Here is a 13,490-nt window from a genome sequence, read left to right as displayed (position 1 = left end):
CATTACATATTTCTAATCTTTAACTTCCTTCTCCTTTGACTACATTTGTTGACTTATTAGAAGTTATGTCGTTCGTTTTATTTTCATTCCCATGACCAAAGCACAAAGAAAACACTTCTCTCGAATTAGAGAAGTGTTTTTCTTTCATTACTGATTTGAACTAGAAGATTGTGATTGTTTTGCAGCTGATTGTGCATTTTGTTTTTTCACAGCATGCACGTCTGTTTCAGTTGCAAATTCAGTACCATAACTAGCGTTTGCACTTTGTGCACCAGAAGCTTGTGCTTTCTTCGCTTCTGATTGTGCGTTTGCTTGTTTTACTGCTTGCACATCTGTTTCAGTTGAAAACTCTGTACCATAACTAGCATTTGTACTTTGAATGCTAGCACCAGAAGTTGCCTTGTTATAACCTTGTTGTTTTTTACTCATCTTTCTCACCTCCACAATCAATAATGTAACCAATTCAACTAGAAGCTATCCGTAATTTTCTTTTGAAAAAATTCCGCATATATCTCTTGTTACTCATTCAAACTATAGAAAATGGAGGTGGGAATATGTATGTAGGACGCGATATGACTGAACTAACGATGGTTTCAAAAAGTGAGTGGAAAGAAGATGAATTGGCTTATTTTCATCATTCATTACAACAGATTCTGCCGTATTTAAATGCAGAAGGTCAAAGTATCTACAAAGAAATTGTAATAGAAATTGAATCAAGAGGCGGCTTACAAGAAGGTGATGCTAGTTGGACTCATGGGACAAAAATTTCTTACGATTAAAAAAGTGTTCCCAACCTGGGAACACTTTTTTTGTTTATCCCGCTTTAATGGGCAGTAAGACCCCCACCTCAAAATACAGCGAAAGCAAAGAAGTGAGGTGGGGGTCGGGCTGCCCATAAAAGTCCGATTGGTGAGGGCTGATAATCAGTGGGGGATGAAGAAAACCCCCACTGATTAAAGTTTCACTTTATTGCATTGTAATTTTCTCAACACAATTCTCATAAATCGTACGATGTGATTTAGAGAAAGGTAACTGCTCAAATGCTTCTTTCGATACAAATTTCAATGTATCTGTTTCAACGATATCACCAGTTACTTTTCCGTAAAATACGAATATATCCCATGTGCGATGTGTAAATGTATGTTGTACATTCATTGCGTATTCATCAATAGAAATCGAGAGCTCAAATTTTTCTTTCATATAATCTGTAAGCTGTTCTTTCTGACTTCGAATCCCTTCGCCAAGTTCAATATTCGGAAACTCCCACATGTTAGCTAATAAACCGGTACTTGGACGTTTATTAATGACGTAACGACCATCTTCAGTTTGAAGTACTCCTGCAACGATCGGTACCATCGTAGGGGCTTTCGCTTTACTTTTTACTGGTAATTCCTTTTGAACACCTTCAGCATATCCCCTGCAATGCTCACGTACAGGACAAAGTAAGCATGCTGGATTTTTAGGAATACAAATCAGTGCTCCTAATTCCATCAAACCTTGATTAAAATAAGATGGATTTTCAGCCGAAATAATTTCACGCACAATCTCTTCAAACACTTTTCTCGTTTTTGGTTTTGCAATGTCATCCCATACTGATAAAATGCGAGATAATACACGCATAACATTTCCGTCAACTGCCGGCTCTGGTATACCATATGCGATACTTAAAATAGCACCTTTTGTATAGGGACCGACTCCCTTTAATTTCTCAATCTTCTTTACATCACTTGGCACAATCCCGCCATATACTTCTTTTACTTCTTTTACGGCTGCATGTAAATTTCGCGCTCTAGAATAATAGCCTAAACCTTCCCATGCTTTTAACACTTCTTCATCATCAGCATTTGCCAAAGCTTCTAGAGTAGGAAACTTCCCCATGAAATTTGCGTAATATGGTTTTACAGCTTCTACCCTAGTTTGCTGCAACATAATTTCCGAAACCCAAACACGGTATGGATCTTTATTTTTACGCCACGGTAAGTCGCGTTGCTCTTTTTCAAACCAACCAATTAAATCATTTTGAAACTGCTCTATGTTAAAATTATTTAATATTTCAAGTGTCAAACTTGGTCCCCCTCATTTTTTTGCATATAAGTACTATTATAAAGATTTTAGGAAAAAATTTAAGTAAGATGACATAGGAAATAGAAGGCAAAGGACTTGAGGTATCGAATAAAAAGAGTTACATTAATAAAAAACGGAGGTGGATTTCTATGGACACAGCCACTCACCTTGTTATGGGCGTTACTCTAGGCAGTTTGGCCACGTTAGATCCAGCCATAGCACAAAGTGATATTGGGCCACAAGCAGTTATGCTTGCTACAATTGCCGGCTCCAATATTCCTGACATCGATACAGTTTTAAAATTGCGTAATAACGCTAAATATATAAGAAATCATCGTGGGATTACTCATTCCATTCCTGCAGTGATTCTTTGGTCTTTCCTTATAAGTAGCATCTCTTTCGCCTTCTTTTCAGACGCTCCATATTTGCATCTACTACTTTGGTCCTTTATTGCCGTCTTTCTTCATGTCTTTGTAGATATTTTTAATGCCTACGGTACACAAGCATTACGGCCCTTCACAAAAAAATGGGTAGCGCTCGGCATCATTAATACATTTGATACCGTCATTTTCTTTATCCATATACTCGCAATTGCTTGTATGCTCGTAGGTTCCCATAAAGGATATACTGCCTTAGCAGCGTATATATTAATGATTGTTTACTACATCGGACGGATTATGATGCATAGAAATATAAGAAGTGTTGTACAAAAACGTTTCAAAAATGTTGAGAAGATAATCATTTCTCCTTCTTATCGATTTTATCATTATCATTTAGCAGTCGTTACAACCGATTATTACTACGTTGCTAGATGGCATCGTGGTAACATTATGATCTATGATAAGTTCGATCGGGTACCGTTCCCAGATAATGCTATTATGCGCGCAGCTAAACAAGATGAAAACATCTCAGCATTTTTATCTTTCTCCCCTGTATATCGCTGGGACATTTTCGATTATGATCATTATTATGAAGTTCGATTCATTGATTTGCGATATCGTAGTAAAGACTATTATCCATTCGTTGCGATCGTTCAACTCGATCATAATTTAAATATTATTAGTTCCTATACAGGATGGATTTTTAGTGAAGAAAAACTTCAAAAAAAACTGGAGTTACTTCCACATTAAAAAAAGCGACTTCAGTCGCTTTTTTTAATGTTTCAAATGATCTTCTTGATTGATTAGATGGCTATATTTCGGATTATTTGTACGCATTTCATGAAGGCGTCCTCCATGATTATTAATCCATGATCGCACAACTTGTTCAGTCATTTCTTCTCCTTGATAACGACCTGATTTCGCATAAGTCGTTTGAAAATCTTCCCACAGTAATTCAACCCAAGCACGCGCTTGTGCATAAGAAAGCTTGTCATTTTTGTCTAATAGTTCTTTCGTTAATGCTTCATAAATATCATTCATGTTCTAGTCTCCTTTACCTAATTATCCCTTCATTTCTAAAGGATAGTTTCTTCTATTTTGCACATTCTATAATTGATACTTCTTCAAGAGGTATCAACTGATGATGAGGAGGGCGTTCGCAATGGGTAAACAAGCCGAATTTTGGTCTGAGTCAAAAAACAACAGCAAAATCGACGGTCAACCGAAAGCGAAATCACGCTTCGCTTCGAAACGACCTAACGGCACAATTAACACGCACCCACAAGAACGTATGCGTGCTGCAAATCAGCAGGAAGAGTAGTAACAAAGTAACTTAACTTCCTACACGAGGTGATAAAGATGAGCTACCGTGATCGCTTAGATAGTCGTTCTGAATTATTTAACCATACGTGGACTCGTCCGAAACATGCAAAAGCGCAAGTTAACGGACAGACGCAACAAACCCAGTCTCTCATTATATTGGCGAATGAATGTAAAAAACGCCAATTTTAGAATCTCCTATCTCCTGTAACGCCTACCAAAGATGAAAACCAGAGAGATATTCGCTCTCTGGTTTTTATTTTTCTTGCAATAAAGAAATCGGTATTCCAATCTCTTCATTATCATTTTGCTTATGTCCCCAAGCAAATACCCCATTGAAATACGTAATTTCAAATAATATACCAGGTTCTTCTACTAATTCATATGTCTCACCGATATGGAATTTGTTTATGTCAGTTATATAAGCGCGAGCCATTGCTATCTTTCGCATTAATACATCGAACTCATTTACAATTCCAAGTTGCTCAGCTTTTATCGCTTGCTCTTTCAAAACCCCAATTTCTTCCCTTAGCTCATATGGTGTCATTTCACTGTAGCGTTTTGGCATATTCATTTTATTCCCTCATCCCTCTTCGCGTTTCATTTGCAAAAATATCTCTATCTCATCGATAGAGAATCCTTTGCGATATAACGCTTGTTTCATCTTATTTTCAAATGTCCATCCATCATACTTCTTATATTTCTCATAGTATTTATTCCCATGATAGTGTAACGCTTCTCGTTGCTTTTCGTCATCTTTTTCGTCTTTCAATTCTTCTAAACAAATTTGAATCACATCTCTAGAATATCCTTTACGAACCAGCATTTCGTCTAACTTTAGCTTCATTTGTAAAAAGGAATGCTTTTGATAAGATTTCTTCTTCTTTTCTATAAGAATTAAAGCATTCTCAATTTGCTTTTCCTTCGGATATTCTTGTAAACTATGCGTAATAATTAAATCCTGAACACCTTTATTTAACAACTCTCTTTTAATAACCGTTGGACCTTTTCGATTCACATTACTTTGCGTTCTCGTATATAAAATAGCATACTCTTTATCATTAATATATCGGTCATGTAATAATTTCGAAACGACCTCAGAGATGATGGCTTGTCCAACTTCTTTTTTTCGTAAAAAATCTTCTATTTCTAGTTTCGTTCTCATTTGATAGGATAAATAGGAGATTGCTTGTAAATATGCTTTTTGTACCTCTTCATTGTACAAAATATTTCCTAAAGCTATTTCATCAATTTCTAAGCCTTTTTGTAATCCATGTTTTATTAAGATTACTTCATTGACACTAAATCCGTATTCTTCACCTTGACCTTTATCGATATAAATATTAAACCGTTCTTTCGATCGTTTTTGCACTTCTATTTTTGTAATGACAGCCATACTCTCACCTCTCTATTATTTTAACATAGTTAAGGAACGTTTTTGCTTTTCAAGAATATATATAATGAGGAGGAAATAATTGTGAAAATCGCAATTTCTGGTGGTACCGGCTTTATAGGTAAATACCTTTCTACCTTTTTTATTCAAAAAGGATATACTGTTTATATTCTCTCACGAAAAAAAACTGCTGAAACTTCCGATCCTAACCTTCAGTATGTACAATGGACACCAGATTTACAAACCTTCCCCCTCTCTTCTATTGATGTAGTTATTAATCTAGCTGGAGAGTCTATTAATAGTAGATGGACAAAGAAACAAAAGAAAGTCATTTTAAACAGTAGAATTCAAACAACAAAAGGACTCATTAAACAATTGCAGGCACTCCCTACAAAACCACACACATTTATTAACGCAAGTGCAATTGGATACTATGGAACGTCTGAAACCGAGTCTTTTACAGAACAGCATGTGACTCCTGGAAATGACTTTTTAGCAAATACAGTATATTCATGGGAACAAGAAGCATCTAAAGCACGTGCTCTCGGAATACGGACAATCTACGCAAGATTCGGAGTCGTATTAGGTCCAGACGGAGGAGCCCTTCCAAAAATGCTACTTCCCTATCAATTCTATATCGGAGGTACAGTTGGATCTGGAAATCAATGGTTATCATGGATTCATATAGACGATGTCGCTTCCATGATTGATTTCATCATACACAAAGAAGAAATTGATGGACCTCTTAACATTACAGCTCCTGATCCTATAAGAATGAAGGAATTTGGAGAAATCATTGCAACTATAATAAAAAAACCTCATTGGTTACCTGTCCCTTCATTTATGCTTCGTGCTTTATTAGGCGAGATGAGCATACTTGTACTAGAAGGGCAACATGTATTACCTAGTAAAGCAATTGAGTATGGGTATCAATACACATTTCCGTCAATAGACCATGCATTACAAAATATACTTTCGCATACAATGTAGTACTTCTAAAACACAGTTTTACAGAGGGCCCTTTCAAAACTTTTATTTTCTAGCATCCGAAGCATTATTACACAAATAATCTTTCAGTTACTTTCCCTTACATTCCATTAACATTATAAAGTAACAGAAATGAGGTACCTATGAAAATATTGCTCAAACAAGCCATTGTCTATCCTATTACATCCCAAAAATTTCAAGGGGATGTACTCGTTATAGGAGAAAAAATTGCTGAGGTCAAGCCTTCCATTCAACCTACTCAAGATATGACAGTTATAGACGCACGTGCTCTTCATCTCTTACCTGGATTTATTGATGTCCATACCCATCTTGGTCTCTATGATGAAGGTACTGGTTGGGCTGGCAATGATGCAAATGAAACGTCTGAAGTTTCAACACCCCATATCCGTTCTTTAGACGGAATCCACCCTTTGGATATTGCATTTAAAGATGCGGTACAAAATGGAATTACAACTGTTCACGTTATGCCAGGAAGTCAAAACATTATCGGTGGTACGACTTGTGTAATAAAAACAGCCGGAACTTGTATTGATCATATGATCATTCAAGAACCTGCTGGCTTAAAGATTGCCTTTGGCGAAAATCCTAAAAAAGTCCATAGTAATGGAACAAAAGAGTCCATTACGCGTATGGGAATTATGGGATTACTTCGGGAATCATTTTATGAAGCACAGCACTACGGGCATGAAGCAGATTTTCGAATGCTTCCTATTTTAAAAGCATTACGCCGTGAAATACCCGTACGTATCCACGCTCACCGAGCAGATGATATTAGTTCCGCTCTACGCTTTGCAACAGAGTTCAATCTTGATTTACGTATTGAACATTGTACAGAAGGACACTTTATTGTTGAAGAACTTTCAAAACACAATTTGAAGGTTTCAGTTGGCCCCACGCTTACACGCCGTTCTAAAATCGAACTAAAAAATAAAACGTGGGATACTTACCATATATTATCAAAAAATGGAGTGGAAGTTTCCATCACAACAGATCACCCCTATACACCCATTCAATATTTAAATGTTTGTGCTGCTGTCGCAGTAAGGGAAGGATTAGACGAAAAAACTGCACTAGAAGGAATCACTATATTTCCAGCGCGAAATTTACGTTTAGAGGATAGAATTGGAAGCATTGAGGCTGGAAAAGACGCTGATCTTGTGCTCTGGACCCATCATCCTTTCCATTATTTAGCCAAGCCTGTACTAACTATGATTGATGGAAAAATAATTTACAAAAAAAATAAAAAAAACTAGTTTATTTTTTTGACTAGATAAAGTATTATACGATTATAAACTGAATGAAACCATAATCAATTTGTGTCGTGATTATCATTTTCAAATTGATGAATGGGGAAGGCAAATGGTGCGCCACCAGCGTTAGAAACTGGTTCTAGTGGGTTCGATTCCCACCCCGAAATTTTTTAAAGATTGATATAAAAATTTCGAGGGTGGGGTGTTTTTTCGTCATGCTACCCTCGTGTGAGGAGGAGTTAGTATGTTGAAAAAACGCGACTTACACGACAGCCACGTTCTATACGAGTTAATGGTGGATCCAGCTGTCTTCCCTTTTGTGCGTCAAAAGGCTTATTCTTATGAGGAATATTTATTTTTAACGAAACAAACGATTGAAGCTGAAGAGCGTGGGGAATTAATTTCACGCACAATTTTAGATGAATGGGGTAACCCTATCGGAACAATTACTTTATTTGATGTGCAAGAAAAAGCCGGATTCCTTGGAACATGGCTTGGCAAACCTTATCACGGAAAAGGCTACAATAAATTGGCAAAAGATTCATTTTTTAGCGAACTTTTCTACGAGTTAGATATTGAAACGATCTTTATGCGTATTCGCAAAATAAATATTCGTTCTATTAAAGCTGCAGAAAAATTACAATATGTAAACCTAGCAAACGAAACAAGAAAAGCCGTTTATGATGAAATTAACGCAAATGAAGAAGTATATAACTTATATGAAATTCCAAAAGATCAATATACACTTGCTACAATGCGAGATACAACGTTCCAAGATTCTCATCACTTAAAAGAAGCATAATCTAAATTTTCAGAAATAATAATTAACCATTAACATTTTGATATATACGTATATCACCCCATGTCTTTGGAAACGATAAATAGTGACTTTAGGACACGAGGTGATTTGTAATGGATAAAAAGAAACGTGATAAAGCAAAAAACGCATTATCTAGTACACAAGAAGTTCTCTACCAACGAGAATTTCGTAAAGCAGATCGCGCAGCGGGTTATCGCTCGAAAAGTATTTAAAGTGAGAATGAATAATTAGAAGTTCTCCCCCCCCTAATTATTCATTCTCATTACATATTTTTTCTACGTGATAGAGTAGGAAAAAGGTTCCTTATAAATAAGGAACCTTTTTTATGTGGATAACGTTATCCACATAATTTATAGAATTGTGAATAAATTAGGCAAACCTTTCACCAGTTTATATATCGTAACGCACATCAAATGTTAGAATTGTGGATATTTTTCTAAAAATTGTGGATAATGTGGATATAGTTGTTAATATTCCGACTTTACTGTTTAATGAAAGCACACTCTTCATGTGGATAAGTCTTTATCTTCGAAAATAATAAAGAACCCTCTTTAAACATACAAAAGAGGGTTTCATATTAAGTAAATGATTGTGCAAGAGCAGGTGATTTAATAGGTATATGATTCGGTTCTACATGGTTTTCTGCCAAAATTGTATCCACAATATGATCAGCTGGCTCTGGACGATAAATGCTTTTCATCGCTTCTTTCATTTGAAGAAGCCTCATATCATCTTGTAATAACGCCTCTGTTTTTGCAAAAACCTCACTATCATCACGAATGACAACTGCAGCCCCTTTTCTTTCAAAGTACATCGCATTTTCATTTTCTTGTCCTGGAACAGGCTTATATAAAATGACAGGTACTTGCAATGCTGCCGCTTCACTTAACGTAATACCGCCTGGCTTTGTAATCATACAAGAAGTAACACGGAATAGTTCATCAATATTTTCTACATAACCAAATACTTTTAATGCATCAGGATTTTTTTCCTGTAACCCTAACAAATCCTGTTTTAACGCTTCATTTTTCCCACAAACAACAACTACTTGTAAATCAGGTACTGACATAAATGATTGGCATAGTTCTTTTACACTTCCTAATACTCCATGAGCACCTGCTACAATTAGTAAAATCTTTTTATTCTTACATAACTGATATTTATTATATATAATATCTGAATTGATCTTTAACTCAAAACTACTACGAATCGGAATTCCAGTTTCAACAATTTGCTCCGCAGGCACACCAATATCAACCATAACTTCTTTTACGTGATCAGTTGCTACAAAATAACGATCTACTTCCCGATGAATCCATATTTTGTGCACACAGAAATCCGTTAATACGTTATACACAGGAATTGAAATACCTGTTTGCTTTTTTAATTCTGGTACAGCTATAATCGGAAACGTATTAATAACAATATCCGGTTTCTCCGCTTGTAAAAGTAATTTCAAACGTTTTCTTCCAAAATTAGCATACCAAGATGCTATTTTTTTATCATAAATTTTTTCCACGCCATAATAAAACAAGCGGTACAATTCTTTTCCTATTGTATAACTTTTTAAATATAAATATTTTGTAATATCGGTTATAACCGGATGTGATTCTCCGAACAAATCGCATACAATTACATCTTTAATTCCTTTTTGGCGAAATGTTTGTTCTAATGTTTTCGCTACTTGCACATGACCGTTTCCGTAATGTGCAGTTAATATTAAAACCTTGGGGTTTTTTATCAAACAAATCCACTCCTAGCTTATTGTTTCTCCATATTGCATATACGACAATAGGAAAAACATTTTCCTTAAAAATTACATAAACAGACTCTAATATTTCTCTTTCAGCTATGTACCTGTCGTGGATATGCAAAGCATATAAGATTGACCCCTTAATCCTATCTGTGCTCATATCTTTACATTATACTTTCCTATAAGAGCTTTCGCAATAACTTACAAATGTTCTCTATTCCATGATACTCACTCTTTTACTTCTTAATTCTTTTTACTATTTTGATTTCCCTTTACAATTATGTAAATTTCTCCACTTATTCCTTACAAAAATATGGATATTCTATTTTCAGTATACTCTTTTCTCCATATATACTCTAGGTTTTATTGTAAAGAAAGCAAAAAGCCTAACCCAACATTTGGATTAGACTGCTTGTAAAATATGTCTTGCTTCTTCTACATTTTTTTCAGTAGGCGGTTCTACATTTGCGAGTGGATACTTATGCCCAAGTGCCTCCCATTTATATACACCAAGCTTATGGTATGGTAGCACTTCAACTTTCTGAACATTAGACAGACTTTGAATAAAACTAGATAGTTTTTGTAGATCCTCCTCATTATCAGTAATGCCAGGAACTAATACGTGTCGTACCCAAATCGGTTTATTCTTATCCGATAAATAACGAGCAAATTGTAAAATATGTTCATTTGGTTTTCCTGTTAATTTACGATGTTTCTTTGAATCAATATGTTTCAAATCCAATAAAACTAAATCTGTGTACTCCATTAAAATATCTAGCTTATTTTGGAATTCTGGTTCTTCAGAATAACAACCACCCGAAGAGTCAATTGTTGTATGAATTCCAATTTCCTTACACTTCTTAAATAATTCAATTAAGAAATCTAGTTGTAATAATGGTTCCCCACCACTAACTGTTATACCGCCTCCGGAAGCTTCAATAAAAGGAAGGTAACATGTCACATCCTGCATTACTTCTTCGACTGTTATTTCTTTTCCTTTACCGATCTCCCACGTATCAGCATTATGACAATATTGACAACGTAATAAACACCCTTGTGTAAATATGACATAACGAATTCCTGGGCCATCAACAGTACCACAAGACTCTACAGAATGAATTCTTCCTTTTACCATGTTACTTCCTCCTTTATTGAAACAGCCTCCCTCTGCTATTTATAAAATGCAGAGGGACACTTTTTTCATTTACATGCTTTCATGCATTGTACGGTTAATTACATCGATTTGTTGTTCACGAGTTAATTTAATAAAGTTTACAGCGTAACCAGATACGCGAATTGTTAATTGTGGATATTTCTCAGGATGTTCCATTGCATCCATTAATGTTTCACGGTTAAATACGTTAATATTTAAGTGATGTCCTTCTTTTACTGCATAACCATCAAGCATTGACACTAAGTTACGTACTTGTACCTCATCCTCTTTACCAAGTGCTTTTGGAATAATAGAGAATGTATTAGAAATGCCATCTTGTGCATCTTCATATGGTAATTTAGCTACAGATAATAATGAAGCTAACGCACCTTTTGTATCACGTCCATGCATCGGGTTCGCACCTGGTGCAAATGGTTCTCCAGTACGGCGACCATCTGGAGTGTTACCAGTTTTCTTACCGTATACAACGTTAGATGTGATTGTTAAGATTGACATTGTATGAACAGAGTTTCTATATGTTTTATGTTTACGAAGTTTATTCATAAATGTTTTCACAAGATTTACAGCAATTTCATCTACACGGTCATCATTGTTACCGTATTTAGGGAAATCTCCTTCAATTTCAAAGTCAACTGCAATTCCGTTTTCATCGCGAATTGGTTTTACTTTTGCGTATTTAATTGCACTTAAAGAGTCTGCTACTACAGATAGACCCGCGATACCTGTTGCCATTGTACGAAGAACATTTGTATCGTGAAGTGCCATTTCAATACGTTCATAGCTATATTTATCGTGCATGTAGTGAATAACATTTAATGTGTTTAAATATAGACCCGCTAACCATTCCATTGTCATATCAAACTTATGCATAACTTCTTCATAATCTAATACTTCAGAAGTAATCGGTGCGTACTCAGGACCAACTTGTGCTTTAGATTTTTCATCTTTACCACCGTTAATCGCATATAGCAATGCTTTTGCTAAGTTTGCACGTGCACCGAAGAATTGCATTTGTTTACCGATTCTCATTGCAGATACACAACAAGCAATCCCGTAGTCATCGCCGTAGTCAGCACGCATAATGTCATCATTTTCATATTGAATTGCTGATGTTTTAATAGACATTTTCGCACAGTAGTTTTTAAAGTTCTGTGGTAATTGTTTAGACCAAAGAACTGTTAAGTTTGGTTCTGGAGCTGGTCCTAAATTATCTAGTGTATGCAAGAAACGGAATGAGTTCTTTGTTACTAATGGACGGCCATCTAATGCCATACCGCCGATAGACTCAGTTACCCAAGTTGGGTCACCAGAGAATAATTCATTATAATCAGGTGTTCTTGCAAATTTCACAAGACGTAATTTCATAATGAAGTGATCCACAATTTCTTGTACGTCTTCTTCTGTTAAAGTACCATTTGCTAAATCTCTTTCAATATAAATATCTAAGAATGTAGAAGTACGTCCAAGACTCATTGCAGCTCCGTTTTGCTCTTTAATTGCTGCAAGATATGCGAAGTATAACCATTGGAATGCTTCTTGAGCAGTTGTTGCTGGCTTAGAAATATCAAAGCCATGAGAAGCAGCCATTTGTTTTAACTCTTGAAGTGCACGTATTTGTTCAGATAACTCTTCGCGTAAACGCATTGTATCTTCACTCATTACACCGCCAGTTAAATTTAAATCTGCTTTCTTCGCTTCAATTAAATGATCTACTCCATATAATGCTACGCGGCGGTAGTCACCGATAATACGTCCACGTCCGTATGCATCCGGAAGACCCGTAATAACACCTGATTTACGAGCAGCTCTCATTTCTGGTGTATAAGCATCAAATACACCTTGGTTATGAGTTTTTCTCCAATCTCTAAAAATACGACTAAGCTCTTTATCCATTTCGTATCCATAAGATTCACAAGCTTGTTCCGCCATACGAATACCACCATACGGTTGTAAAGAACGTTTAAATGGTTTATCAGTTTGGAAACCGACTACTTTTTCAGTCTCTTTATTTAAATATCCTGGTTCATGTGATGTAATAGAAGAAACAATTTTTGTATCCATATCAAGAACGCCACCGTTTTCACGTTCTTTCGTTGTTAAATCCATTACTTGATCCCAAAGTTGTTTCGTTGCTTCAGTTGCTCCCGCTAAGAAAGATTCATCTCCCTCGTAAACGTTTACATTATTTAAAATGAAATCGCGAACATCAATCTCTGCTTTCCATTTTTCACCTTTAAAGTTTTCCCATGCATTTTTAACATTTTCTAATACTTGAGTCATCCTAATCTCCTCCATTTTTGATTAGTACAGGACTAAGATTTTTTATAT

Annotated in this window: 16 protein-coding genes; 8 read left to right on the top strand and 8 right to left on the bottom strand. The window is 35.6% G+C overall.

Annotated elements, in window-relative coordinates; genetic code table 11:
- Window positions 1-147: 147 nt before the first annotated feature.
- Window positions 148-429 carry a gamma-type small acid-soluble spore protein gene (locus ACTFR9_RS21435; RefSeq protein WP_000039045.1) on the bottom strand — a complete coding sequence of 94 codons (282 nt, stop codon included), beginning with the start codon at window positions 427-429 and terminating at the stop codon, window positions 148-150.
- A gap of 125 nt (window positions 430-554) precedes the next feature.
- On the opposite strand from ACTFR9_RS21435, the gene ACTFR9_RS21430 reads away from it, so the two are divergent.
- The gene (locus ACTFR9_RS21430; RefSeq protein ID WP_000289263.1) at window positions 555-779 is read left to right on the top strand and encodes a hypothetical protein; all 225 of its coding nucleotides are present in this window, start codon (window positions 555-557) and stop codon (window positions 777-779) included.
- A 187-nt stretch (window positions 780-966) separates the two neighbouring features.
- Here ACTFR9_RS21430 and mutY read toward each other — a convergent pair whose 3' ends face one another.
- Complete coding sequence (gene mutY / locus ACTFR9_RS21425) at window positions 967-2,064, bottom strand: A/G-specific adenine glycosylase (RefSeq protein WP_000171405.1); 1,098 nt, start codon at window positions 2,062-2,064, stop codon at window positions 967-969.
- 149 nt (window positions 2,065-2,213) lie between these two features.
- Here mutY and ACTFR9_RS21420 point away from each other — a divergent pair, with 149 nt between their 5' ends.
- Entirely contained in the window at window positions 2,214-3,194 is a 981-nt protein-coding gene (locus ACTFR9_RS21420; protein WP_229136800.1) for a metal-dependent hydrolase, read from the top strand.
- Between the two features lie 24 nt (window positions 3,195-3,218).
- Here the strand turns inward: ACTFR9_RS21420 and ACTFR9_RS21415 are convergent, their stop codons facing one another.
- On the bottom strand, window positions 3,219-3,485 hold the full coding sequence (locus ACTFR9_RS21415; protein WP_000998157.1) for a YfhJ family protein: 267 nt from the start codon (window positions 3,483-3,485) through the stop codon (window positions 3,219-3,221).
- 121 nt (window positions 3,486-3,606) lie between these two features.
- Here ACTFR9_RS21415 and ACTFR9_RS21410 point away from each other — a divergent pair, with 121 nt between their 5' ends.
- Together ACTFR9_RS21410 and ACTFR9_RS21405 are read left to right on the top strand one after the other, a co-directional pair.
- Window positions 3,607-3,765 (top strand): small, acid-soluble spore protein K, encoded by a 159-nt coding sequence (locus ACTFR9_RS21410; protein WP_000517891.1) that lies wholly within the window; start codon window positions 3,607-3,609, stop codon window positions 3,763-3,765.
- Between the two features lie 38 nt (window positions 3,766-3,803).
- A complete protein-coding gene (locus tag ACTFR9_RS21405; RefSeq protein ID WP_000122093.1) occupies window positions 3,804-3,956 on the top strand; it encodes a YpzG family protein in 153 nt (50 codons plus the stop codon).
- 64 nt (window positions 3,957-4,020) lie between these two features.
- Here the strand turns inward: ACTFR9_RS21405 and ACTFR9_RS21400 are convergent, their stop codons facing one another.
- Together ACTFR9_RS21400 and recX are read right to left on the bottom strand one after the other, a co-directional pair.
- Window positions 4,021-4,338 carry a YfhH family protein gene (locus ACTFR9_RS21400; RefSeq protein ID WP_001057034.1) on the bottom strand — a complete coding sequence of 106 codons (318 nt, stop codon included), beginning with the start codon at window positions 4,336-4,338 and terminating at the stop codon, window positions 4,021-4,023.
- Between the two features lie 9 nt (window positions 4,339-4,347).
- Window positions 4,348-5,160 carry a recombination regulator RecX gene (gene recX, locus ACTFR9_RS21395; RefSeq protein ID WP_000268522.1) on the bottom strand — a complete coding sequence of 271 codons (813 nt, stop codon included), beginning with the start codon at window positions 5,158-5,160 and terminating at the stop codon, window positions 4,348-4,350.
- A gap of 81 nt (window positions 5,161-5,241) precedes the next feature.
- Here recX and ACTFR9_RS21390 point away from each other — a divergent pair, with 81 nt between their 5' ends.
- From ACTFR9_RS21390 to ACTFR9_RS21375, 4 genes are all read left to right on the top strand, one after another.
- On the top strand, window positions 5,242-6,147 hold the full coding sequence (locus ACTFR9_RS21390) for a TIGR01777 family oxidoreductase (protein ID WP_000684393.1): 906 nt from the start codon (window positions 5,242-5,244) through the stop codon (window positions 6,145-6,147).
- A 140-nt stretch (window positions 6,148-6,287) separates the two neighbouring features.
- Window positions 6,288-7,418: an amidohydrolase gene (locus ACTFR9_RS21385; protein WP_000698301.1), complete on the top strand. Its 1,131-nt coding sequence runs from the start codon at window positions 6,288-6,290 to the stop codon at window positions 7,416-7,418.
- 241 nt (window positions 7,419-7,659) lie between these two features.
- The gene (locus ACTFR9_RS21380) at window positions 7,660-8,217 is read left to right on the top strand and encodes a GNAT family N-acetyltransferase (protein ID WP_000914738.1); all 558 of its coding nucleotides are present in this window, start codon (window positions 7,660-7,662) and stop codon (window positions 8,215-8,217) included.
- A 110-nt stretch (window positions 8,218-8,327) separates the two neighbouring features.
- Window positions 8,328-8,447, top strand: coding sequence for a YfhE family protein (locus ACTFR9_RS21375; RefSeq protein ID WP_000358480.1), 120 nt, complete (start codon window positions 8,328-8,330; stop codon window positions 8,445-8,447).
- Window positions 8,448-8,812: 365 nt separating this feature from the next.
- Here ACTFR9_RS21375 and ACTFR9_RS21370 read toward each other — a convergent pair whose 3' ends face one another.
- From ACTFR9_RS21370 to pflB, 3 genes are all read right to left on the bottom strand, one after another.
- Window positions 8,813-9,979 carry a diglucosyl diacylglycerol synthase gene (locus ACTFR9_RS21370; protein WP_000594702.1) on the bottom strand — a complete coding sequence of 389 codons (1,167 nt, stop codon included), beginning with the start codon at window positions 9,977-9,979 and terminating at the stop codon, window positions 8,813-8,815.
- 412 nt (window positions 9,980-10,391) lie between these two features.
- Window positions 10,392-11,123, bottom strand: coding sequence for a pyruvate formate-lyase-activating protein (gene pflA, locus ACTFR9_RS21365; RefSeq protein WP_000238472.1), 732 nt, complete (start codon window positions 11,121-11,123; stop codon window positions 10,392-10,394).
- 69 nt (window positions 11,124-11,192) lie between these two features.
- Complete coding sequence (gene pflB / locus ACTFR9_RS21360) at window positions 11,193-13,442, bottom strand: formate C-acetyltransferase (RefSeq protein ID WP_000195487.1); 2,250 nt, start codon at window positions 13,440-13,442, stop codon at window positions 11,193-11,195.
- Between the last annotated feature and the right edge of the window lie 48 nt (window positions 13,443-13,490).

The organism is Bacillus cereus group sp. MYBK222-1 (assembly GCF_051916425.1).
Classification (GTDB): domain Bacteria; phylum Bacillota; class Bacilli; order Bacillales; family Bacillaceae_G; genus Bacillus_A; species Bacillus_A paranthracis.
Note: the sequence above shows the minus strand (reverse complement) of the source record. Positions and strands in the feature narration are given on the sequence as shown.